At 44.9% G+C, this 24,752-nt stretch carries 15 protein-coding genes and 2 pseudogenes; 4 read left to right on the top strand and 13 right to left on the bottom strand.

Going from position 1 to position 24,752, the window contains the following annotated elements:
* Both RDQ32_RS04960 and RDQ32_RS04955 read left to right on the top strand, forming a co-directional pair.
* Positions 1–1,731 (top strand): cell surface protein (locus RDQ32_RS04960; RefSeq protein ID WP_308579338.1); only part of this gene is annotated, 1,731 nt, incomplete at its 5' end.
* Positions 1,732–2,096: 365 nt separating this feature from the next.
* Complete coding sequence (locus tag RDQ32_RS04955) at positions 2,097–4,001, top strand: cell surface protein (protein ID WP_308579337.1); 1,905 nt, start codon at positions 2,097–2,099, stop codon at positions 3,999–4,001.
* A 493-nt stretch (positions 4,002–4,494) separates the two neighbouring features.
* On the opposite strand, the gene RDQ32_RS04950 is transcribed toward RDQ32_RS04955, so the two are convergent.
* The 10 genes and pseudogenes from RDQ32_RS04950 to RDQ32_RS04905 form a co-directional block, all read right to left on the bottom strand.
* The gene (locus RDQ32_RS04950) at positions 4,495–5,184 is read right to left on the bottom strand and encodes an HAD-IIIA family hydrolase (RefSeq protein WP_007158205.1); all 690 of its coding nucleotides are present in this window, start codon (positions 5,182–5,184) and stop codon (positions 4,495–4,497) included.
* Positions 5,174–5,893 carry a nucleotidyltransferase family protein gene (locus RDQ32_RS04945; protein ID WP_308579336.1) on the bottom strand — a complete coding sequence of 240 codons (720 nt, stop codon included), beginning with the start codon at positions 5,891–5,893 and terminating at the stop codon, positions 5,174–5,176. Before RDQ32_RS04945 ends, RDQ32_RS04950 begins: the two co-directional genes overlap by 11 nt.
* A gap of 134 nt (positions 5,894–6,027) precedes the next feature.
* Complete coding sequence (locus RDQ32_RS04940) at positions 6,028–9,747, bottom strand: glycosyltransferase (RefSeq protein WP_308579335.1); 3,720 nt, start codon at positions 9,745–9,747, stop codon at positions 6,028–6,030.
* Positions 9,744–11,234 (bottom strand): ABC transporter ATP-binding protein, encoded by a 1,491-nt coding sequence (locus RDQ32_RS04935; protein WP_308579334.1) that lies wholly within the window; start codon positions 11,232–11,234, stop codon positions 9,744–9,746. Before RDQ32_RS04935 ends, RDQ32_RS04940 begins: the two co-directional genes overlap by 4 nt.
* Positions 11,235–11,592: 358 nt before the next feature.
* Positions 11,593–12,009 (bottom strand): annotated as a pseudogene (locus tag RDQ32_RS04930) (DUF1016 N-terminal domain-containing protein); the annotation flags it as partial.
* 95 nt (positions 12,010–12,104) lie between these two features.
* The gene (locus RDQ32_RS04925; protein WP_308579333.1) at positions 12,105–12,401 is read right to left on the bottom strand and encodes a helix-turn-helix transcriptional regulator; all 297 of its coding nucleotides are present in this window, start codon (positions 12,399–12,401) and stop codon (positions 12,105–12,107) included.
* Positions 12,402–12,752: 351 nt separating this feature from the next.
* On the bottom strand, positions 12,753–13,253 hold the full coding sequence (locus RDQ32_RS04920; RefSeq protein WP_007158212.1) for a DUF3368 domain-containing protein: 501 nt from the start codon (positions 13,251–13,253) through the stop codon (positions 12,753–12,755).
* A gap of 5 nt (positions 13,254–13,258) precedes the next feature.
* The gene (locus tag RDQ32_RS04915) at positions 13,259–13,540 is read right to left on the bottom strand and encodes a hypothetical protein (RefSeq protein WP_007158213.1); all 282 of its coding nucleotides are present in this window, start codon (positions 13,538–13,540) and stop codon (positions 13,259–13,261) included.
* A gap of 153 nt (positions 13,541–13,693) precedes the next feature.
* Positions 13,694–13,855: pseudogene (locus RDQ32_RS04910) on the bottom strand (ATPase); the annotation flags it as partial.
* Positions 13,856–14,126: 271 nt separating this feature from the next.
* Positions 14,127–15,200, bottom strand: coding sequence for a hypothetical protein (locus RDQ32_RS04905; RefSeq protein WP_308579332.1), 1,074 nt, complete (start codon positions 15,198–15,200; stop codon positions 14,127–14,129).
* A 254-nt stretch (positions 15,201–15,454) separates the two neighbouring features.
* Here RDQ32_RS04905 and RDQ32_RS04900 point away from each other — a divergent pair, with 254 nt between their 5' ends.
* Entirely contained in the window at positions 15,455–16,813 is a 1,359-nt protein-coding gene (locus tag RDQ32_RS04900) for an AAA family ATPase (protein WP_308579331.1), read from the top strand.
* A 50-nt stretch (positions 16,814–16,863) separates the two neighbouring features.
* Here the strand turns inward: RDQ32_RS04900 and clpB are convergent, their stop codons facing one another.
* On the bottom strand, positions 16,864–19,449 hold the full coding sequence (gene clpB / locus RDQ32_RS04895; protein WP_308579330.1) for an ATP-dependent chaperone ClpB: 2,586 nt from the start codon (positions 19,447–19,449) through the stop codon (positions 16,864–16,866).
* A gap of 380 nt (positions 19,450–19,829) precedes the next feature.
* Between clpB and RDQ32_RS04890 the strand changes: the two genes are divergently transcribed.
* Positions 19,830–22,511 carry a cation-translocating P-type ATPase gene (locus RDQ32_RS04890; protein WP_308579329.1) on the top strand — a complete coding sequence of 894 codons (2,682 nt, stop codon included), beginning with the start codon at positions 19,830–19,832 and terminating at the stop codon, positions 22,509–22,511.
* 380 nt (positions 22,512–22,891) lie between these two features.
* Here the strand turns inward: RDQ32_RS04890 and RDQ32_RS04885 are convergent, their stop codons facing one another.
* A complete protein-coding gene (locus RDQ32_RS04885; protein WP_308579328.1) occupies positions 22,892–23,578 on the bottom strand; it encodes a hypothetical protein in 687 nt (228 codons plus the stop codon).
* 163 nt (positions 23,579–23,741) lie between these two features.
* A complete protein-coding gene (locus tag RDQ32_RS04880) occupies positions 23,742–24,530 on the bottom strand; it encodes a transglutaminase domain-containing protein (protein ID WP_308579327.1) in 789 nt (262 codons plus the stop codon).
* Positions 24,531–24,752 lie beyond the last annotated feature (222 nt).

The following is a 24,752-nucleotide window of genomic DNA, read 5'->3' as shown; positions in this document are numbered from 1 at the left end:
AAGAAACTGAAAGTACAAGTAGCTGCACTCGCCATGACAGGAGCCATTGCAGCTGCACCATTGACCGTAAGAGCGGAAGAAGCAAGCACGGCAGCACCGGCGACTGCGAGCACAAGCAGTACAGAAGCATCTGCCACTGCCGCAGCTTCTGCAGCAAGTACAGCGACAACTCCTGCAACAAGCACGGCGGCTACCACCGGAACAGGTGCAACTGCAAGCACCGGAACAGCAGCAACAGCTACCACGGAAGCGTCAGCCCCAACAGCCGCAGCTACCCCGGTTACCGTAGCAGAGGCACCGGCTGACCCTGCCACCACAGTTCCCAACAATGTGGATACTGTAGTACCGGATGATAATAAGCAGGGAACGGATATTGTTGCGGAAACCCCAATCCTCAATGTTGATACAACGGTTACACCGGAAGAGGCTAAGGGCGAAGGAACTATTGGGGATAAAGTTCAAGGCTTACCGGCTGTACTGGGCAATGTGAAAAACAAAGACGTGGTAATGCAGGGTGACCTTTCTATTGCAAAGGATAACAGTATAGACTTTGACAGTACCAGTAACGCTGCACATGAAGTCAATAAAGAGGACAGCTATAGCTTAAAGGCTGATTTGGATGTGAATGCTGTAAACAATGCTATCAATGCTTCAGCACAGTTAAATAGTCTTATGAAGACGGTAAACATCGATAAAATGGAAACCGGTCTTCGTTCCACCTTTGAGATGGGAAGAGACTTAGAGGGAAGCTTCCACCTGCCTACAGACTTAGAGGATGCTAAAAAGCACTATGAACTAAGTTCTGCAGACGGCAGCCCCATGATGTATCGCATCAATTATGGCAATTCCTCCTTTGCTAAAGATAAGGTTAGCATTGCCATGGACTTGGATTTAAGCAAATATCAGAATCCAAAGGCGGAGATTAGTACCTTTGGCGCTTTAAATGATTTGATTAACAAGTCTGCCAAGAAGATTCAGTTAATCATGAAGGGAATTAAGTTTAATGCGGCACATGGCAATGTAGAAGAAACAGAAACTGCTACAGAGAAAACCACAAGTGCTGAGGGAACTATTCGGGGAACCTTAGTTGGTTACATGAAGGCGGATGTAAGTAAGGAAGTAAAGGTTTGGTTTTTTACTACTACTGTAACCGGTAAGGCTGCCTATAATTGGGGCGCTATTCAGAATGAGGAAGGCCGTGACTTTGTAGCAGGCCGTGACAGAGTAGCCGGAAATGATAACGGCAATAATAAGGTGGATCTTACCGTAAAAATGACTACTACTGAAAGCAAGGTAAAGCCCGTTGAGCCTGTACAGCCTGAGGAACCAGTAAAGCCGGAAACTCCTGAAGTACCTGTTCAGCCTGCACAGCCTGTGACCCCAGTAGCGCCAAGTAACGGCGGCGAAAGAACCGGAGTTACACCTGCTACACCGAGTAGAACGACTATCCCTGGAACTGTTTTGGGAGAGAACCGTCCTACCGCTTCTACTCCTACAGCTCCTGTTGGTGAAGTTTTAGGAGAAAATCGTGAAACTCCTGTAGCGGAAACCGTTGAGAAAAAGCAGGGAGCTGTATTGGGAGAGTCCCGTCCAAGCGTAAAGGGCGTATCCGACCGAGCATCCGTAGCTACCGGAGATTATAACTTTACAGGCCTTTGGGCTTCCCTTTTTGGAATCTCCTTAGCGGCATTAGCAGGCTTTGTGGTTCTTCAGAAGAAAAAAGAAAATTAATATGCCGATAGTCATTTTTTCTGTATCTAGTACATTTTACTGTTAATACGGAAAAGCACGAATATCATTAGAGGAATAATAAACCGTTGTAGAACATGGAAAGAACAGTTCTGCAACGGTTTAATTCTTAACGAGTATCGCTCGCGTAGTGTGCGGTATCTCGTTTTGTGAATTAAGATTTGACTTATTAACTTTTTTTCCTTAGTATAGTGTTTATAGTTATTTTAATTTTTTAAAGCAAAAACAGGAGAAATAGAACAACAGTATCAGCAGCTTTGTATAAATTTCTTCTGTTTTGTCCTGTAAATGCTTTAAAAAGACAGATGGAAAGTTTAAAAAGCTTTTCTAAACACAGGGAGAAGGAAATGAAGAAGAAAAACTTAAAAGTACAGGTAGCTGCATTAGCTATGAAAGGAGCAATGGTTGCGATTCCTATGAATGCCAGAGCTGAGGAAGTAAATCCTGCTTCAGCGGCAACGACAGGAACAATGGAAGCAGCAGCAGAAGCTGCAACAGGAGTGACATCGGGAGCAGCGGCAGAAGCTGCAACAGGAGTGACATCGGGAGCAGCGGCAGAAACTGCAACAGGAGCGACAGCAGGAGTAGTGGCAGAGGCTGAAACAGGGGCGACAGTAGCAACAGCCCCAGGAGCGGGAACAGCCAGCGGGAGAGAAGGGGCAGTTGTTACTGTAGAGGAAGCGGCAGTGGATCCCGGTACCACTGCACCGAACAATGTGAATACCGTGCTGTCGGAGGATCAAAAGCAGGGAACAGACATTTCCACACATGTAGATAAGACCCGTGGAGGGGAAGCTGGACCTGTGATTCACGTGGATACCACTGTGACGGCAGAAGATGCCAAGGGAGAGAAGACCATTGTGGAAAGCCATCCCGGAGTCGAAGATAATGTAATTACCAGGCTTAAAAACAAAGATGTAGTTCTCCAAGGGGATCTTTCCATCAAAAAGGATGAGAGTACAGAAGCTTATGACAGTACCAATACTGCAGCACATCCGGTGAATAAGGAAGATAGCTATTCTCTGAAGGCGGATTTGGATGTGTCTCCAGTGACTAACGCCATTAATGCGTCTGCCGGAATTATACCGGGGTCAAATGATATTTTTGTAAACAATTTAGAGACAGGCCTTCGTTCCACATTTACTTTGGGAGATGACCTGGAGGGAAGCTTCCATCTCCCGACGGACTTAGAGGATGCCAAGAAGCATTATGAGCTAAGCTCCGCGGATGGAAATCCCATGATTTATCGCATTAATTATGGAAAATCTTCCTTTTCCAAGAAGAAGGTAAGCCTTGTCATGGATTTGGATTTAACCCAGATGAAGCCATTGGCGAAGCAAGGCTCCGATGAAAATGCGGCTAACGAAAGAATCTACGGCAAAGATCCTGTTACCGGCAAAGCATACCCTATTGAAAACTTTAATCCCTCCCCTGCTACAGGAAGACATGCAACTACCAGTGTTTTTGGAAATTTGCAGGAGCTTATTAACAATTCTGCCCAAAAGATTCAGCTGGTAATGAAAGGATTAAAAATCAATGCCACTTCTTCCAATAGAGTAGAAACGGAAACGGAGACAGAAAAGAACATTAGCACAGAGGGAAGTATTGCCGGAACTTTAGTAGGATATATGAAGTCTGATTTATGGTATGTTTATGCTTCCGGTAATACCTCTTATGTTTGGGGGGCAGTGCAAAATGATGCCGGTAGAGACAAGGTATCCGGTCAAGGAAATGACAAAGTTCTTCTTACCGTAAAAATGAACACTGTAGAGCCGAAGAGCAATCCGGTGCAGCCTGTAAATCCTGTACAACCGGTAGATCCCGTTAACCCGGAGCAGCCCGCACAACCGGTAACTCCCGTAACCCCTGCTGTACCGGCTAGTCCTACGAATCCTAGTATTGGCGGAACAAGCAATGGCGGCGGTGGAAGAAGCAGTTCAAGAGTGACTGTAAGCACTGTCAGCAATGCACCGTCCAATCCCGGAATCGTACTGGGAGAAAGCCGTCCGACAGCTTCTGCTCCCGCCGGTGAAGTATTAGGAGAGAATCGAGTGGCTCCCGTAGCGGAAACCGTTGAGAAAAAGCAGGGAACTGTATTGGGAGAATCCCGTCCAAGCGTAAAGGGCGTATCCGACCGAGCATCCGTAGCAACCGGAGATTATAACTTCACAGGACTTTGGGCTTCCCTTTTCGGAATTTCCTTAGCATCATTGGCAGGCTTTGTGGTTCTGAAAAAGAAGGAGCAGCAGTAAATATCAAGCCGAAAAATATATAAAACAGCAATAAATGATTACCGTAGTAGAGCAGGTAAAATACCGGTTCCACTACGGTTTTTTGAATTCAGCTGTGCTTTCTTTATATTTTTCCTTAGCGAAGAGAAGGACTGAGAAAATATTAAATGGAAGCGACAGATGCAGTATGGGCATGAAAGAGGATAATCTGAGATTGCAAGAACTACGATCTCAGTGAAGTGAAGGACTGTATAAGCCAATAGGAAGAAGCGATTGCGGTATAGGGGGGATAACAGGGGTAATCTGAGCCCGCCGGTACTTGCGAAAAACAAAGGTACTGCAGTTTTTCGCTTAGTACCGCTGCAGGGCGAGGTTAGCGGGAGCGTGCCCGATTTCATGCCTATACCGCATCGGAGCGAACTCCTTCGATGAATACAGTCCAGTCCTTCACTGCGAAGGCGAAGCTAGCGGGAGCGTGCCCGATTTCATGCCTATATTACCTTGAAGCGAACTCCTATGATGAATACAGCTCCCTCTCCACAATCCATCTTGCGGCTTCTTCTAAATTTTCAAAGTATGGAGGGCAAGGCTTCCCTTCCTCTTCCAGCTTCTTTTTCTCCTCTTTCCCGTAGCCGGTAGCCAGAAGGATAGGCTGTACGCCGAAGTTTTCTCCGGCTTCACAGTCTAAGATTTTATCGCCAATCATATAGGAATGAGAAAGCCAAGCCTTTCGCTCTGCTTGCTTGTGCTCCTGCTCCAATGCTTCCCGTTCTTCCCGGCTTAAGCGGTAAGGGCTTTGAATGGGAAACTCTGCTTCATTTCCCCGCAATAAATCCCACTCCGCCTGATAGAGCATTCCCGGATTTGGCTTTCGGCAATCGCATTCCCTCTGATAAGCTCCTATTCCTTTCGGATGGTGAGGACAGTAATAGATGCCTTTCAGGAAAATGTCTCTCTTCCGAAGCTCTTCCCGAAGATAACTATGGAGTACCTCTGCATCCTTTTCTCCGTAATAGCCTCTTCCGATTCCGGCTTGGTTCGTGACCACCACCAGCTGAAAGCCGGCTTTTACCAAGATGGATAAGCCCTCTAAAACATGGGGCAGAAAACGAAAGTCCTCTACTTTATGCAGGTAGGAAATCTCCTCATTGATGGTGCCGTCCCGATCCAGAAATACGGTTTTTCTCAATGCCTTATTTTCCATGCTTTCCCTGCTCCACATCCGTAATAAACTGCTGATAGTCCTTAGGAATGCCGATATCCATGAAATAGCCATCGAAGGGAAGACCGAAGATTCGTTTTCCTTCGGAGAGCCATTTGGGGACGCAGTCCTGCTCCAGACTTTGCTTTCCTTCAGGGATTTCCGCAATCAGGCTCTTCTTCATCACATAGATGCCTCCGTTGATTTCTCCGGCTAAGGGCTGCCCACCATCTTCCAGCTTCTCATTCCATGCCAAAATCCGGCCTGCTGCATCTCTTCGCACTGCGCCGTAGCGGGAAATATCCGGTACTGCTCTGGTGGCCAGACTGAAGTCCCCGTCATTTTCCTGATGAAAACGGTAAAGCCCCTGATAATCCATGGGGAAATAGGTGTCCGCATTCAGCACCAGCACCTCTTCCTCCATAATCTTCGGAAGGGCGTTTCGGATGGCGCCTCCGGTACCCAGGGGATCTTCCTCATAGGAATAGGCAATCTTTAAGCCGAAGGCGGAGCCGTCCTGAAAATACTCTTCAATCATCTCCCCCATATAGCCCAGGGCAAAAATCACCTCTGTAATGCCCTTTTCCCGGAGCATTTCCAAAAGGTATTGTAAAAAGGGCTTTCCGCAAATATCCGCCATGGGCTTGGGGCGGTCCGAAACCACGGAACGAAGTCTGGTGCCCATTCCTCCACATAATAAGATTGCCTGCATTTTCCCTCCTTACAAAATGATTGCTACCGGCACATGATTCTATCGAGTTTTTCAAAGCTCTCTGCGCCGGTAGCTTGATTTCCACTACTTTTCTTCTTGAATTTGTGCCGGAAACTTTCTTTTCGGCACTGAATTTACTTTAATTCCAATACTTCTCCGTCTTTTCCAAGACCGAAATCCTCTCGAATGCCTTCAAACACCGCCTCTGTGGAGAATGCCTTTTCCACAAATTCCAGGGACTTCTGTCCCATTTCTCGAAGCTTGGGAATGTTTTGGTAAAGCAGCGCTCCGGTTTTCGCAAATTCTCTTTCTTCTCCCTCGATAGCCACCACTTCTTCAATGCCCGGGATGCCTTCCGCTCCGCAGGGGGTGGTCAGGATGGCGGCTCCTTCGTGGAGGGCTTCCACCACCTTACCCTTCACGCCTGCTCCGTAGCGCAGGGGTACAATCACCATTCGGCTTTCCTGATAGAGGCTGTGGAGCTTTTCGTCACTGACAAAGCCCAGCACCTCGATGCCTTCCTGCTGTCCCAGGGCCAGAACCTTCTCTGTAGGCTTACTGCCCACGATGCGGAAACGAAGGTTCGGAAGCTGTCTTCTCATTAAGGGGAAGATTTCCTTGGCAAACCAAAGCACGCCGTCCTCATTTGGCGGGTGGGCAAAGCCTCCCACAAAGAGCATTCCTTCCCGGCCTTCCGTCATTTTCTCTACCTGCACGGAGTCGGAGAACACATAGGCGGTAATGGCCTTTACCGGAATGCTGTCGTCAATCTTGTGGATTTCCTCCACCTCTAAGTTGGAGGGGTAATAGCTGATGTCCGCCTTTTGCAGCACGGAAAGCTCCATGCTCTTAAAGTAGGCGATTTCCTCTAAAAGCTCCGGTCTTGGCTTCAGGGCATACTCCCTTTGCAAACGGAGAAAATGCAGGTCATGGCCATAAAAAATAATCTTCCAGTCTGTATTTTCCTTGATATAGTCAATGTACTTGGAGGCAATGTGGGGGCGGTTCAGATAAACAATCTGAATCATCTGCTTATTGTCTTCCATCCACTTCCAAATGCCCCCCTGCATCTTACTGCCGTAAAGGACTTCGATGCCCATTTGCTCCAAAGCTTCCGTGTAGGGCTCTTCCTTCAGGAAATTGTCCCCTAAGAACTTCACCTGCACGCCCTTTTCCGCCAGCATTTTCAGGTACTGGTAGGTGGTTTTGGAGCCTGCGTCCTTGTCAAAGGTGGGTACATAGTGATCCACGAAGAGCACATAGCGCTTGCCCATGCCCCGTTCTCTGGCCTGGAAGGGGTTGGGGCTTCCGATATTGACACACTGCTTTTTCAGCTCTTCCTTCCATTTTTCCTTGAATTTTTCCTGGTTGACCTTCTGGTAACGCTTAAGACCTGTACCTTCCACATCCGTGCCGTTGGAAATGCCTTCATAGTGGATGACCTTGGACTTGGGCTGGTACAGCACCTTCTTGCCCATTTTCCGCACGGAAAATGCCAGGTCGGAATCTTCGCAGTAAGCGGGAGCAAAGAGCTCGTCAAAGCCTCCCAGCTCCTTCCAAATGCTTGTTCTCACCAAAATGGCGGCACCGGAAATGTAGTCCACTTCCTTCACATAGTTGTACTCCGGATCCTCCGGGTCTTGCAGTCTGCCATAGTTCCAGCCGGAAGCATCGGACCAGATAATGCCGCCCGCCTCCTGCAATCTTCCGTCCGGGTATACCAGCTTGGATCCTACGATTCCCGCATCCGGTCGTCTTTCCATCAGCTCCACCAAGGAGGAAAGCCAGCCCTCTGTCACTTCCGTATCATTGTTCAGGAAGAAAATGTAATCTCCCTTGGCTAAAGCGGCGGCCTGGTTGCAGTTTTTCAAAAAGCCCATATTTTCCTTGTTGCGGGCAATCACCAGATTTTCTGAAAAGAGTCGTAAATCTCTGGTGGCATCCGTGGACACATCATCCGCAATAATTACCTCGTAAGGCGTCTCTACGGAACTTGTGAAACGGAGTATGGACTGTAGGCAACGGTAAGTATAGTGAATCTGGTTATAACAGGGAATCACGATACTGACCTTGGGATTCTCTACCTTGGGAAGGCAAACCTTTCCCCCGTCAAAATAGGCCTGTCCGATCTTAAAATGTCCGGAAATCCGGTTTCTTCCCTCTGCCGTAAAATATAAAGGCAAGGTTTTAAAGGGGTGGAGGACTGTCCGTCCCATGTAGTGAAGAATCAGTCTTCTCTTACTGTCCTTTGGAAAACGGCGGTTAAAGGCGGCGGAAAGTCGTCTTCTGATCTTTGAAGGCAGGCTTTGGTGCCGCTCAAAGTAATTCCGCTCCTCCTGAAGCTGGGCAATGTCCCGCTCATGGGCACGAATCACATTTTCCAGATTGCCTACATGCACATTGGTAAGGCGATTTACCTCCCGCTCTTTCTTTACGGAAATTTCCTTTTCCTTCAGCTCTTCCTGCAAATATTGAATCTGCTCCCGTCGTAGGGCGATTTCTTCTTTCTGCTTCTGGAAATTTTCCGGGCTCATGCGACTTTGCTGATAAGCCCAGACATTTTCCTCCTGTCCCTCTCCATGAACCTCTTCCTGGAAAATGGCCTCTTTTCGCTCGCAGGAAAGAAGCTCCGGCTTGTTGATGGAAAACAGGCGGAAGAAGCTTTCTTCGTCCTTGTATTTTAATTTGTCCTTATATTCTTCGTACCAGTAATGGAGGATGCGGTACAGGAGGAAAAGCCGTTCCTCTCCCTCTTCCTTCACCCACTCGCAGTCAATGAGCACCGCCTGCTCTCCGTCCATGATGACATTTTCAAAAAGTAAATCCAAGTTGGCAGGCTTAATGAAGCTGTCCTCTCCCAAAAGAAGATGAAGGGCTTCCTGGATTTCCTTTACCGGCGCCTTTCCTTGGGAAATCAAGTCTCCCAGAATTTCTCCGATGCTCTTTCCCTTTACAAAAGGGTACAAAATGCTGGAAGGGGACTGGGAACCGGCATAGGCCCGCCAAAAGCCTTCCTCCTCCAAAACCTGAATCTTCCGCCGGGCAAAGCTTTCGCTAAGGAGCTTCCGCTTCTTGGGCAAGGAATCAATGTGGGCATTGGCCTCCGCCCCGATGCCTTCTTTTAAGACCTTTTTAACGCCCTCTTTATCCCGAAGAATCTCGGTTTTCAGGGCGTACTCCGGCTTTCTGCTGGAATTGTATTTAATATACTCCACTTCCTCGCTATGCACATCCTTCATGGAAAGGATAGCCGTGGCATCCCCCCGGAAACGGTAGAGAAAGCTGGGGGCAAATTGGGGGAAAACTCCTTTCTTTCCCAGCGCCACATAGCCGTAGCTCTCCTCTCCCTCCTTGGGAAGTCTTTTTTCTGTATAAAAATGAATGGGATAGTCCAGGGAAGGCATGGGAAAATAAAGACTTGCCCGTGCCTTTGGGTAGTCCTTTTTCAGGCTCTCTTCCAGCATTTTCAAAGCATCATAGCTTTGGTAAGCCGGCTCCTTCTCGTAGTAGCCGGTGGAAATGCGCTCCAGAGCATTCTCATTTTCCATCCCCAAAATCACTTCGCCCCCGGGAAGCAGCCACTTCTCCAAAAAGGTACGAAGCATCTCCTCCAGGGAGCCCTGGAAGAGCATCAAATGCCGCTTGGTCAAAAGCGGAATGATGATATAGTCAAAGCGGTCTTCCTCCAAACGGAGACTGATGCTTTTTACTCTTTTTCGTAGTAGCTTTTCAAAAAGCCCCTGGCTGTCCTTTTCTGCCAAAAGCAGGACCTTGCTGTCCTTCTCCAGCCCCCCTTCTCCGGGGAAAAACGAAATCCATTCGATTAAGTTGGATTGCACCTTCGAAAAACTCATGCCTCATGCCTTTCCAGAGTCACTTCCGACTCCATATCATAAATTCCTACGGTGTTTTTATTGGATAAAACGGTGATACTGGTAATGTCGTATTTTCTGTCGTAAACCGTGTGCTCCCCCTCTTCGAAGCCGGTGCAGGAAATGGACAGAAGGTACTCCCCCCCTTGCAAGTTCATCCTCTGGGTAAAGGTACAGTAATACTCGTCCCCCTTCTTCACCGCCGGAATTTCCTTGCCTTCAAAAAGGGTGTTGGTTCCGCTTAAGTCCATGCCTCGCTTGTCCTTGATGGTGAAGGTGAAAATGGGGGCGGCGATATCATCATGGAAGACAATCCGTTCTTTGATGGAAAATTCTTCGCCCTTTAGTAGCACATTGCTTGGGCGCCCGTCCTTATCCAGCACGCCGAAGTCCAGAATCTCCGCCTTACCGTTGCCGTACTGCTGGCTGGAGGGATTTAAGGTCAAATGGTCTTTCATAAAGCCGGTAGGTTTTAGGGAATGTTGACCGGCTTCGGGGGATGCAGCGGATGTGGGTTCGGCATGTTCTCCGGCTTCGCCGATATTTCCGCTGGAATTTCTGCTGGAATCGCTACGGTTGTTCTCGTTTGTTTCGGTGGAACCGGCTGTGCCGTTTGTCCCGCCAGATCCGCCACTTCCGGCATTTCCGGCTTTGGCTGTTCCGCTGCGTCGGTCATCCACATTTCCCAGGAAGTTCTGCTCTTCCATAAACTTCTCGGCATGGGGATCCTTTCCCGCCAAAATTTTCTTGTACTTGTCCACCATTTGTCCGGGAAGACCTTCCCCAACCTTTTCTCCCTTGTGGAAAAGCACCACCCTGTCGCAGTACTTCATTACCGAGCCTAAGTCATGGGTTACCATCAAAATGGTGGTCCCCTTCCGCTTTAATTCATCCATGCGGTGATAGCATTTGGCCTGAAAGAACACATCTCCCACGGACAGGGCCTCGTCCACAATCAAGACCTCCGGGTCAATGGAGATATACAGGGCAAAGGCCAGACGAACGAACATACCGCTGGAATAGGACTTTACGGGCTGGTAAACGAAGTCTCCAATATCCGCAAACTCCAAAATGGCAGGGAGCTTCTCATCCATCTCTGCCTTACTAAAGCCCATCATGGTGCCGTTCATATAAATATTTTCAATACCGGTATAGTCCTGGTTAAAGCCGGCGCCCAGCTCCAAAAGAGCGCAGATGCTTCCCCGGCTTTCCACCTTTCCCGTGGTGGCGCTGAGTACCCCGGTGATAATCTTCAGCATGGTAGACTTACCGGAGCCGTTGGTGCCGATAATCCCCACTGCCTCTCCCCTTCCTACGGAAAAGGAAATGTCTCTCAGGGCATAGAAATCCTTATGGTAAGATTTTTTCCGAAGGCTAATGCTTTCCAGTAGCCGGTCTATGGGCTTATCGTATAAACGATAGACCTTGCTTACCTGATCCACCGAAATGATTTTCTCTGCTTCTTCCATAGTCCCCCTTAAAATCTTATAGCAATCGCTTTATCTATACTTTACATCTGCATTTCTGCTTGGCAAAAGTCTTCCAATGTTTCCGGAAATCCCTTACTCTCAAACGAGAAGTATACCATAAAATGAAAATGTTTTCTCTATAAACCTAAATGAGCCTTAGCAAAACCTAAATGAGCCTTAGCAAAAACCACATTTACATCACTGTTAAATCTATCAAGGAATCATTAGCAATTCTCTCATACAAATTTATGAACATCTTACTTCAAATAGAAAAGACGACAGACTTATTTAATCTACCGTCTTGTGAAAATTTATTTTAGTTCATTTTCGATTTCTTCTATGCTTGGTAATGCTCCTTATAATTTTGTCTGATAGCTATAAAGTCAAAATTATAGGGATCTCTTGTCATTTCATTGGCTAAATCGCTTTGTAAAGCAGGCAAATTAGTTGTAAAATTTGTTATTGCTTTTCCTTGTCTATCAAACAGGTCTGTATCCAAGAAATTTAAGAGTACAGCTCTACTCCAGCTATTTTCTAATGTTTTCGATATAAAGAAAAATGCTTTATTCAAATCTCCTTCACATCTATCCATAATATATCTTTGATGCCCCCAAGGGATGCTAAAAATCTTATCAAAATTTCCACTGCTTTGTGATATTCGTAAATCGTCCACAAGCTGTGGACGATTTAATGGGGAATACATTTCATAAAATTTTTTCATATATTTTAAATTAGTAACAGAAAGCTCTTTAACATTTGGAATTTCCTTTTGTAAGTGCATTTCTTCTCAGTGCCGACTCCGGTGAAAGCTCTTCCAGATACTTATGCATTTGAGTAAAAAGCAATCATTTAACTCCTCTGCATTTTCATCTATTCTTTAAACTTAATTAAATTCATGATTTCAGCTTGATCATTTTCATCCAGCTTCTCAAAGCTTCTTGCAAATACCGTTGCCGGTTTACTCATCTTATTATCACTTAAAATTGCATCTGCCGTTACACCAAATAACTCGCTCAGCTTCGAAACATCTTCTGCTGTAACTTTCCTTTTTCCATTTTCCATCTGGGTATATGATGCACGGTTAATTCCCAAAAATTTAGCAACGTACTCCTGCGAAAGATGAAGCCGGTTTCTGTAATTCTTAATTCGATCATGAATAGCCGTCATAATTCTTCCTCCCTGCATAGATATCTGCTACTATAGTTTGCTTTGTTAGCTTTTACAACATTTATTATTAGTTTTTCCAACTTTCAAAAGAAAAATAGAATCTTCTTGAACTGTCAGCTATTGCTTGACAGTTCCCTTCTCTTTTATTACTCCTTGATTTTCTCCATATTTTTCAAGCTTATACTATCCTAAGTCTATTGCTGATTATGCCATGCTTAGTGGTAGTCAACTTTTAGTTGACTACCACTTTCTTACTTCTTATCCGCGCATAATCAAAAAGATAGCAAAAAGGGCTGTAATATCCCTTCTGCTATCTTTTTTTCTTATCCTTAGTAGGTTCCCCTTAAGAACTTAATTTTCTTCCTTAAGTTTCTCTAGTAATAAACGATAATATTTTTGCCCAATATGGCGGCCTGCTAATTTAAGCCCCTCTATACACTCCTTTACTTCTTCTGCTGTTAGTTCATTTTCCTCATAAGCAGCCATTAGAACTCCGATTGTTCCCATGATTCTATGTCCCATTTGCTTAGATACGTTTCTTCCCTTTATCTCATCCATTAAAAGCAAATCTGCTTGTATCTCATCCGCAAGAATAATTGCCGCACTTTCCCCTAGGTCTAAGCCTGTTGCCCGTTTTAATATATCTACAGATGCAGCGTTTAATATGTTTTTAGTCGTGATAAAGTTCTTAGACTTAATTTTATCTGCTTCTGTCCGGTAACGTTTATTCGAAGTTAATTCCGTAAATACCTCTTCCGGAAGAACAACTTCGCCAAATAATTTTTCCAAAATTTCCACTCTATCAATTTTCAAAAGAGAGATAAGGGGCGTTGTATCTGAGACAACTATCATTTTATTTACCCCTTCTTTTTGAGTTGAAGATATGTATCTATATCTTCTTCCAATTCATCTTGAATCAAATCCAAATAGGAATACCCTAGCTTATCATAGATATCAAGGAGTTCTGATTTCCCAATTCCAAGTATTTCTGCCGCTCTTCCATGAGAAATACTTTGATTTAAAATATAGGGATATAGCAAAAGTGCATTTCTTCTCAGTTCCGACTCCGGTGAAAGCTCTTCCAGATACTTACGCATTTCTACCGGCACTTGTATTGTGATTGATTCCGTTTTCACCATAGTTGTCTTCTCCCTTCAGGTTGTTTTTTAGATTACATCAGGGTAATGCAAAAGTTTTAAATTTGTATTTCCTAGCATTATACTCTATTTTGCAAAAACAAAATAGAGTATAATGCTTTTGAAATTTAGGCTAATATAGTTTAGCTATATACATCAGTGCTCCATCTTTTCCAATGCCAACCCAATCAATTGATCCGCCTGATCTGCCATGAACAGCGGGATATTCAGCACATCATCGTCCAGTTTCAGATTGTCCATTGAGAAACGGATGCGGAGCTTGACCTTATCAGGGAACAGTTCCTTGAACTTCTTCATACAATTCTTCCAAGACAGCAATTTTTTTAAGATAAATCGTTCCATAAAAACAATCCTCACATTTTTATTGGAATTTTCTGCTCAATAATCACATTTTTATTGGGGTTTTGTGCTCAATAATCACACTTTTATTATATTTTTAATCCGTGAAAATTAGCAAAGACTCAAAATAGAATCTTCTTGAACTGTCAACGAATAGTTGACAGTTCAAGAAGGGAAGAGTTGTTAAGGATATAAACAGAATTCTTTGACCACTGTATGACCGTTTTCTCTAATGAGCTATATACTCTTTAGGAAAAAAGAGGATATGATCATATCTTTTTCCTATCAAAACAGGAGTTTCTTTAACCATGCCGGCACCTTGTTTATCATATTGGATAATGTATCCCATATGGTTTTTCTGATTTTCTTTAACTATATTTTCATTCCTACAATAAATATGTACACCTACGTTATCCGACATATAACTTGATACAAACGTGCCTTCCGGTAAGGTATATTCACCATCTGATAAAGCGCCGTCCTTTACTTCACAAATCTCATTATCAGCGATACAGTATAATCGATTATTCATTGTAAATATTGCGCTAACATCTTGTTGAAAACTAAAACTTCCTAGCTTTTCTAAGCTTTTTTTATCGACTATATCAATAGTACCTTTTCTTCCTTTTGTAGACCTTCCTAAGCAATATAACTGATTTTCAAATAAGATTACTTTTTCATATTCCATGTCTTTTTCGTAGATTTTTTCTTCAATCTTGTCATTATATAAATCCACTTTTATTATTTTACTGCTCCATATATCCTCTTCCACAAACAAATGGGCCCCTACGATATATAACACGTTCTCTTCACACAATAAGTCGGAAGAATAGATGTCTATAATCTCTTTCTTTAAAATTTTTCCCTCTTCGTTCTGGACAAGAAGAAGATTTTTATACGTATCCCCTTCTACATTTCCATTCATTACAGCAACTATTTTCTCATCACAAAGATTTATGGATGTGACTCCGGAATAATTAGGATTATCCAAAAGTGAAAATAGCTTATAATCGCCGTCTCCATGAAGGAGGATATTATTATTGGCTCTTTCTCCTCCTGCAATAAACTTATCTTGATGAAAATTGAACTTTGTAACATCTTGCATTTTCAAACTTCTCTTATTGACAAGCTTTCCATCTGTATCAATTTCTATAAGTTCTCCATGCTTATCAAACATATTAGATGCAAGTATATAGTAAGCTGCATCTTTGCTCCTGCTTTTTACATTTAGCATAGTATGAAAGCCTATGAATGCAATGAGCGCCAGCAGACACAAAGCTAAGCCAATCACTTTATTCTTCATAAATAAGGTCCTCTTATATAAAACAGGCAGTTGTAATAAATTATACTATGTCTACCTTTGAAAATACATAATAGTTAAAAGTGTATACTTTCTTACTTGCGCATAATCAAAGATTGGAGTGCGTCTATACCTGCGCATAATCAAAATTTACAGGTTTTCTATACTTGCGCATAATCAAAGGGTCGCCTATAATATGCCCAGAATTCAAGCTTTATACTGTGCTTAATCCATAGCTCAGAAGGAAGGATTGCATTATGGTTCTCAAAAGAAAAATCTATGCTAAATTGCTGGAGTGGAAAGAAAATAGCCAAGGAAAGAAGGCTATTATGGTGGAAGGAGCAAGACGTATCGGTAAGTCCACCATCGTAGAAGAATTTGCCAAAAAAGAATACGAATCCTATATCATCATAGACTTTGCTAAAAAGGATAAAAACGTGGAGGAGTTCTTTAATCTTTATTTGAATCGCCTTGATGATTTGTTTATGATGCTGGGAACCTACTTCGGCGTAAAGCTGATTCCTAGAAAATCGGCCATTATTTTTGATGAGGTACAGAGCTTTCCTCAAGCCAGAGCAGCCATTAAATATCTTGTGGCCGATGGCAGATATGACTATATAGAAACCGGTTCCTTAATCTCCATAAAGGAAAATATTCAGGATATTGTGATTCCCTCGGAAGAGCGAAGCATCAATATGTATCCTCTGGATTTCGAAGAATTTGCTTGGGCTCTCGGCGAAGAACAGCTTATAGACTATATCAAAAACTGTTTTGAAAAAAGAGAAACTTTAGAAAGAGGCATGCACAACAAAGCTATGCATCTATTCAAGCAATACATCTTAGTGGGCGGAATGCCTAAGCCGGTTTCTTTATTTGTGGAAAGCGGGAAAGATTTTACCGGCGTAGATGCAGAAAAACGAGATATTTTGAAGCTATATCGAAATGATATTATGAAGATCAAAGCCCAATATAGGAGTAAGGTTCTTGCTATTTATGACCAGATACCGGGGCTTTTGTCCCAACATGAAAAACGTGTAGTGTTCAAAAATATACAGGAGGGAAGCTATGCAGAGCAATATAGCGAAACCTTCTTTTGGCTTTCCGATTCCATGATATCCAATGAATGTTTCCTCTGTAGCGATCCCAATGTTGGCTTGTCCATGTACGAAGACCGTAGCTATGTAAAATGCTATATGGGAGATACCGGCCTTTTGCTAAGCCATGCTTTTGATGAAAATGAGCTCTTGGAAAGTGAAATCTATCGGCAGATTTTAAACGATAAACTGTCTTTAAATGAAGGTATGCTTTACGAAAATGTTATTGCGCAGATGCTTGTTGCCAATGGCCATAAGCTGTATTTCTATACCCATTATTCTGAAGAAAAACATCGAAATGATATAGAAATAGACTTTATCATCTCCAATAACAGTAAGCTAAAATACAAGATGTTTCCCATTGAAGTGAAATCCGGAAAACGATATACCACTAATTCCTTAACACGCTTTAAAGAAAAATACAAAGCTCGAATTGGAGAAGCATATATTATCCATCCAAGGAATTTACTGATTAAAGAGGATATTCTCTGCATTCCCCCTTATATGACAATATGTCTATAAAAAAGAGCGACTGTAATGATTTTTTACAGCCGCTCTTTTTTTCTTATCTTTTAAACCACCGCCGCAGTTAGTTTTCCGTCCTGCAAACGGATTTCTATATTGTCACCTTCTTTTACCCTGTCTTCCAGTATTTCCTTAGCCACCAAGGTTTCCACATGCTTTTGCATATAACGCTTCAGCGGTCTTGCACCGAAGCCGGGCTCATAGGCATTTTCCAAAATGAAGTCCAAGGCTTCCTTCTGAAGATGGATGTGCAAACGACGCTCCTGCAAACGCTTGTTGATGTCCTTCAGAATCAAATCGGCGATTCTTTCCATATCCTTCTGTACCAAAGGCTTGAAGAGAATGATTTCATCCAAACGGTTCAGGAACTCCGGACGGAAATGGTCGTGAAGGGCTTCCATAACTTCCTTCCGTACGTTCTCCGGAATGTCTCCATTTTCAGAGATACCGTCCAGAAGCGTCTGGGCACCGATATTGGAGGTCAGGATAATGATGGTGTTCTTAAAGTCCACCGTCCGTCCCTGAGAATCGGTGATTCGTCCGTCATCCAGCACCTGTAAGAGGATGTTGAACACATCCGGATGGGCCTTCTCGATTTCGTCAAAGAGCACTACCGCATAGGGCTTTCTCCGAACCGCCTCTGTCAGCTGTCCACCCTCTTCGTATCCTACATAGCCGGGAGCCGCACCAATCAAACGGGACACGGAATATTTTTCCATGTACTCAGACATATCGATACGCACCATAGCATTTTCATCATCAAAGAGGTTCTGGGCAAGGGACTTGGCAAGCTCCGTCTTACCTACACCGGTAGGTCCTAAGAAGAGGAAGGAACCGATGGGCTTTGTGGGATCCTTGATTCCCGCCTTGGAACGAAGAATAGCCTCTGTAACCTTGGTTACCGCTTCTTCCTGTCCAATCAGTCTCTTATGGATTTCATCGTCCAGATGAAGAACCTTGGAACGCTCGGACTCGTTTAACTTGGTTACCGGAATACCGGTCCAACGGCTGATGATTTTGGCGATTTCCTCCTCTGTCACCTTGTCGTGTACCAAGCCTTGAGCTTCCTTGCTTTGTGCAAGTTCCTCCGCCTCCTGCAATTCCCGTTCTACCTGGGGCAGGTCCTGATATTGCAGCTTTGCCACCTTTTCGTAGTCGTAGTTTTGCTTGGCGATGTTCATTTCGGACTGAATCTTATCCTTCTTCTCTCTTAAGGTCTGAAGGTTAGATACGGCGTTACGCTCATTTTCCCACTGAGCCTTCTGCACATTAAACTGATCCCTAAGCTCGGAGAGCTCCTTCTGAAGGGTGGCCAGTCTTTCTTTGGAAAGCTGATCCTCTTCCTTCTTTAAAGCCAATTCCTCAATCTGGAGCTGCAAAATCCTTCTTTGCATTTCGTCCATTTCCTCCGGCATGGAGTCCATCTCGGTCTTAATCATGGCGCAGGCTTCATCCACAAGGTCAATGGCCTTATCCGGCAGGAACCTGTCGGAAATGTAACGGTCGGAAAGGGTAGCTGCCGCAACCAGTGCGGAGTCGGTAATCTTTACCCCGTGGTAAACCTCATAACGCTCCTTAATACCTCTCAGGATGGAAATGGTGTCTTCCACATCCGGCTCGTCCACCATGACAGGCTGAAAACGTCTTTCCAAAGCAGGGTCTTTTTCAATATATTTTCTATATTCATCCAGAGTGGTGGCTCCGATACAATGAAGCTCTCCTCTGGCCAGCATGGGTTTTAAGAGATTTCCGGCATCCATGGAGCCTTCGGTTTTTCCGGCTCCTACAATGTTGTGAATCTCATCGATGAAGAGCAGGATTTCTCCCTCGGACTTCTTCACCTCGTCCAAAACTGCCTTTAATCTTTCTTCAAACTCTCCTCTATATTTAGCGCCGGCAATCAATGCACCCATATCCAGGGCGAAAATCTTCTTCTTTTTCAAGGAATCCGGCACATCTTCCTTGGCAATTCTTTGGGCCAAGCCCTCTACCGCAGCGGTTTTACCAACCCCGGGTTCTCCGATTAAGCAGGGGTTATTCTTCTGCTTTCTGGAAAGAATACGGATGATATTACGAATTTCATCATCTCTTCCGATAATGGGGTCAAACTTCTGCTGTCTGGCTCTTTCCACCATTTCGTAACCATATTTGTTCAAAGAATCGTAGGTGCCTTCCGGATTGTCGGTAACTACCTTCTGATTGCCTCGAACGGAGGACAGAGCCTGTAAGAAGCCGTCCTTTGTAATATGAAATTCTTTGAAAAGCTCCTGAATCTTCTTATCTCCATCCTTTAGGAGAGCCAGGAAAAGATGCTCTACGGAAACATATTCATCTCCCATGGCTTTGGCATGGTCTTCCGCATTCATCATAACCTTATTGGCGTCCTGGGAAAAATACTGCTGTCCCCCGGCAACCTTAGGCAGGCTGTTAATCTTCTCTTCCAGCGCTCTCTTAAAGTCTTCTACCGGAACTTCCATCTTTTCCAGAAGCTTTTCAATCAGGCTGTCTTCAATGTCTAACAAACTATATAAAATATGAAGCTGTTCAATGGCTTGATTGCCGTGGTCCATAGCAATCTTTTGGCTGTTGTTGATACTTTCAACGGATTTTTGGGTAAAACGATTAATGTTCATAGGAGTACCTCCTTTATTTTCCTTAAGATAGCTCCATTATACACGCATTGTTAGCACCGTCAAGTGATGAGTGCTAATTCTTTTGTGATTTTTTTGTGAAGCAAATTTCACTTGCTTTTTTGGAAAACTCCCGCTATACTTACTCCCGTTATATATTTCATAAGGGAGTAACAAGAGCCTAGCTCGTGGATATCAACATTGCATGCAGGAAACTGCTGGTATCTACTGAAAATGTGAGACTTATGCAACCCAGTTTTTCTGAGTGGCATAGGTCTCTTTTTATTCTATGAAGAGCGCCGACCTACGACAGGCTATCTCATTTTTAGAAGCAATCAGATTCTTGCCTCTTATGAAAACCTAGGGAGAAAGGGTAAAGGAAAATGAAGGATCAAAACATGGAACAGAAAAGCACAAGAAAAGTATGGCAGGACAAGGCTTATCAAATGGAGATAGCCCAGCTGCTGAGAGCCGTAGAAAGTCCGGTGGAAACAGGACTTTCTACGGCCGATGTAGCCAAAAGACAGGCGGAGTACGGCAGTAATGCTCTGGAAGTGGAGAAGCATTCTTCTCTATTAGAAAAATTTATAGAGCAATTTAAAGATTTTATGATTATCATTCTTTTGGCTGCTGCCGCTGTTTCTCTTTTTGCCAGCCATGAATGGCATGATGCGGTGATTATCCTTTTGGTGGTGGTTTTAAACGCTATTATGGGTGTGATTCAGGAGGCAAAGGCGGAGGAGGCCATTGATGCCTTAAAGGAAATGGCTTCTCCGGATGCCAGAGTTCGCAGAAACGGCAATGTGGAAACCATCAAATCCCATGAGCTTGTGCCGGGAGATATCGTGCTTTTGGAGGCAGGAGATATTGTTCCTGCAGATATGCGTCTCTTGGAAGCCAACTCCCTAAAGGTGGAGGAGGCGGCTCTTACCGGCGAATCCGTTCCCGTGGATAAGGACATTGCCCCCATTACTTTAGAGGATGCTGGAATCGGCGACCGAAAAAACATGGTTTACTCCGGTACCAATGTGACCTACGGCCGTGCCGTGGCAGTGGTTACCGCCATCGGTATGGATACGGAGGTGGGACATATCGCCAATATGCTGGCCCATGCGGAAAAGACCAAGACTCCTTTACAAAGGGATCAGGACCGTTTGGGAAAGAGCTTAACCATTATGATTTTGGCCATTGCCGCTGTAACCTTTGTGGTGGGACTGCTTCGGGGAAGAGCCATTACCGATATGCTTTTGGTATCCATTTCCCTAGCGGTAGCCGCTATTCCTGAGGGCTTACCTGCCATTTCCACCATCATCCTCTCTCTGGGAACCCGTTCTATGGCGGAGAGAAAGGCTCTGGTGCGTACTCTTCCGGCGGTGGAGACTCTGGGAGGTACCCAGGTAATCTGCTCCGATAAAACCGGAACCCTAACTCTGAACCAGATGACCATTGAGAAAGTGTATTTCGATGGAAAATCTCAGGATCGAAGCGCCGTAATTTCTGTAGATAACCCCCTGCTTCGGAGTCTTGTTTTGGCAAATGACACCAAGCTGGATGCGGAAGGAAAGCTGATTGGGGATCCTACAGAAACCGCTATGGTACAGTTTGCCTTGGATCAGCATTTTCCTCTTCAGGAAAATGCGAGCAAGTACCCCCGTGTACAGGAGCTGCCCTTTGACTCCACCAGAAAGCTGATGAGTACCTTCCATCCCTTGGGAGGGGAATTCCTCCTTTGCACCAAGGGGGCACCGGACCAGCTCTTACAGCGTTGCAGTCATATCGTGGAAAATGGAGAAGTTCGCCCCTTAACGGAGGAGGATAGAAAAGCCATTCTCTCCGAAAATACCAAAATGGCAAGGGAGGCGCTTCGTGTTCTGGCGGGAGCTTATCAGATTTGTAAGTCCGTGCCTGATTCCCCTCGTTCTGAAGATGTGGAGCAGAACCTGATTTTTGCCGGCCTTGTGGGCATGATTGACCCGGAGCGTAAGGAGGCTGCGGCAGCGATTGCCGTAGCCAAGGGAGCCGGCGTTCGTACCGTAATGATTACCGGCGACCATGCGGAAACCGCCCAGGCCATTGCCGAGCGTTTAGGCATTCTTCCTATGGGAGAGGATAACCGTTGCCACGTATTAACCGGCGCTGAGCTGGAAATGATGTCCGATGAGGAGCTGGAGAAGAAGGTTCCGGAGATTTCCGTTTACGCCAGAGTTTCTCCGGAGCATAAGGTTCGAATCGTCAAGGCTTGGCAGAAGAACGGAAAGATTGTTTCCATGACCGGAGACGGGGTAAATGATGCTCCTGCCTTGAAGCAGGCGGATATCGGTGTGGGTATGGGAATCACCGGTACGGAAGTTTCCAAGGGGGCTTCCGACATGGTACTGGCGGATGATAACTTTGAAACCATTGTGGTAGCCATTGAAGAAGGAAGAAAGGTTTTCTCCAATATTCAAAAGGCGGTACAATACCTGCTTTCCGCAAACTTCGGAGAGGTGATTACCCTCTTTGTGGCAACGCTCTTAGGCTGGACGATTTTACAGCCGGTACATATCCTTTGGATTAACTTGGTAACAGACGTTTTCCCGGCTATCGCACTGGGCATGGAAAAGGCTGAGCCGGATGTCATGCAGAGAAAGCCCAGAGAAAAGAGCTCCAGCTTCCTCTCCAACGGTGTACTGGAAAGCATTCTTTATCAGGGCGTTTTAGAGGGAGGCTTGACCCTGTTCATCTATTGGATGGCAGAGCAATATTTCCATGAGGAAAACCTTTCCGAAACCATGGCCTTTGCTACCCTGGGACTTTTACAGCTCTTCCATTCCTTTAACGTAAAGTCCGTTTTCCGCTCCCTGTTCAATGGAAATCCTTTGGACAATATTTACTTAAACGGTGCGGCACTGCTTTCCGCCTTCCTGCTTTTAGGCGTAATCATTACTCCCGGAATCAATCAGTTCTTCGATGTGACTCCTCCAAGCCTTATGCAGTGGGCTATCGTTTTCGGAATTTCCTTTAGTATTATTGTGTTCGTGGAGATTGCAAAAGCGATTTTCAGGACGATGCGGAAGCAAGCATAACAAACTCCATACGAAAAAAGAGGCTACAAAAACCAAAATTAAAAAAAGTTTTTAGCAATATAGGTCTGAAAATGGGGTAGTCTGAGCCCGACGGTACTTGCGAAAAACAAGAGAAACGCAGTTTTTCGCTTAGTATCCGCTTCGTGGCGAAGCTAGCGGGAGCGTGCCCCGGCTTCAGACCTATATTGCGTAAAAAACTATTTTGATTTTATATAGCCTCTTTTAAATGCGAGGAGATGTTATGCTCTGCTTCTCATCGTCCATGATATAAATCCCTTTTGCAAGGGCTCTTCTGTCTGCGAGCCATCTCCTCGTGAAAAGACATCCCTGTCCTCTCTAAAAACTACTATTCTAGGAAATTTTCCTTCTGAAAACCTTTTTTAATGTCCCATATTGGAACCGCTGGCTACCAGGTTGGAACCGGAAGCTACGGGCTTTGGAAGGTTGGAGCTGCTGGCCTTAGCGCCATTTTTCTTGCCGCTTGCGCCTCCTGCCCCTCCTGTTCCGGAACCGCTTCCGCCGCCGGAGAAGCTGATAATGGTCTTTGTGGGAGTGGTACTTGCTGCCGCCTCTGTGCTCTGCTTCTGCTCTACGGAAGGATATCCCTTTCCGGCCTCATATACAGGAGTGCCGTCAGCATTTACCCAATGTCCCTCAGCATCTACCTTGTAGCCGTCCTTCTCGGAGGAAACCAAAAGCTCTCCGAACTTAGGTCCTTCTTCCTCCTGCAAATAGTAGGAATACCCTCCTACCCACTGCCAGCCCTGAAGAAGCTTTCCGAAGGTACCGTCGTGTAAAGTGCTCATAAAGAACCATTTTCCGGCATCATTCTTCTGCCAACCGGAGAATAAAGTGCCGTCCTCCTTTAAGAAGAACCAGCTTCCGTCAGTATAAATCCAACCCTGATACTTGCTTCCGTCCGGCTTTAAGAAGGACCACTGTCCGGCGTCCTGCTTCCAGCTTCCTTCCGTGTTTAATGGTGCCGCTACTGCGGGAATGGCAGATACCAGTAAAGCTGCTCCCAATCCCAATGCCAAAAGACTTCCTTTTCTTCCCATTCTTTTCATCTTTCTCTCCTTTACTTCCGTACTTACTTTCTCAGTACTCTTCCTTAGAAATTCACTTGTTTGTATTATTTCTTAAAAAGTTCTTTTCCGAGAGAAATCTTAACACAAGCCTCCGACATTCTCAATATTTCTCTAAAATGTTATTAAATTCGTCAGAAATACTTTAGGATTTAACTTTTCTATTCTGATAATTTTTGAAAATTTTTTCAGTGATATGGTTGCCGGCAATTTCCTCCTCTGTTCGAAGAAAATATTTGTCGATAATCTGATTTTCTCCATCCTCCGTCACCGGATCATCCCAGGTACAATCCACAGAAAGCCATTTTCCGTCAATCAAAACCCTGTTCCAGGCATGACTGCCTACTGCTCCGCCTCTGCCGACGGATTTTCCTACCACAACCTCATGGGGAATGCCCAAAACCTCCATAAAATAATCAAAGGCCTCCACATAGCCGTTGCACACTGCAACGCCCTTCAGCATCACGCCTTCGATATGGTAAGAATCCTCCGGAATGGTTCGTCTTCTCTGGTTCTCAATATCGTACTTGGTCTGCTGAATAATCCAGTCATGAACCGCCTTCACCTTCTCCCTGTCGCTCATGGCATCATTGCAAATCTGCTCCGCCACGGTGAAGACCTTAAACTTTGCCACTGCCTCGGGAGAAGAGGCATCCAGGCCATAAGCACGCCGTCCTTCCTTAATCCCGAAATACAGGTAATGGCTCCAGAAGGCTGAGGGATTCATTCCGTAGGCCTCCAGCACATCCGGATTATCCTTGGCATATTGCTCCGCATCCAGATATTCCCCATTCTCTCCAAAGCTTAATGCGGTTCTCCTGTCTCCTTTTATGGGAGAGGCGTAGCTTTGCAGACTGAAAAGAAAGGGAAATAGCAAGAGCAACAGTAGCTTTATGCCCTTAGTCTTTAAGCTTTTGTTTTCGTATGGATTCATCTATGACCTCCTCACTATCCCTGTTCGTGTCATTTCTTACTTAAGTTTCACCAGACTTCCTTGTTGTACCCATGTCACTCCTTCTCATTTGAGGAGTCACAGGCTTCACCTACGCTATTTATTCTGAAATATGATAATACCCCTTTACTGTCTCTTCAGTAAAGGGGTATATCTAAATCTTATGAAATACTTCAGAATAGGCTTAGTGCCTTGCAAAACTGC

Source organism: uncultured Oribacterium sp., from assembly GCF_902481605.1.
GTDB lineage: Bacteria > Bacillota > Clostridia > Lachnospirales > Lachnospiraceae > Oribacterium > Oribacterium sinus.
The sequence above is the reverse complement of the archived record's forward strand: the minus strand, read 5'-3'. Positions and strand labels throughout refer to the sequence as shown.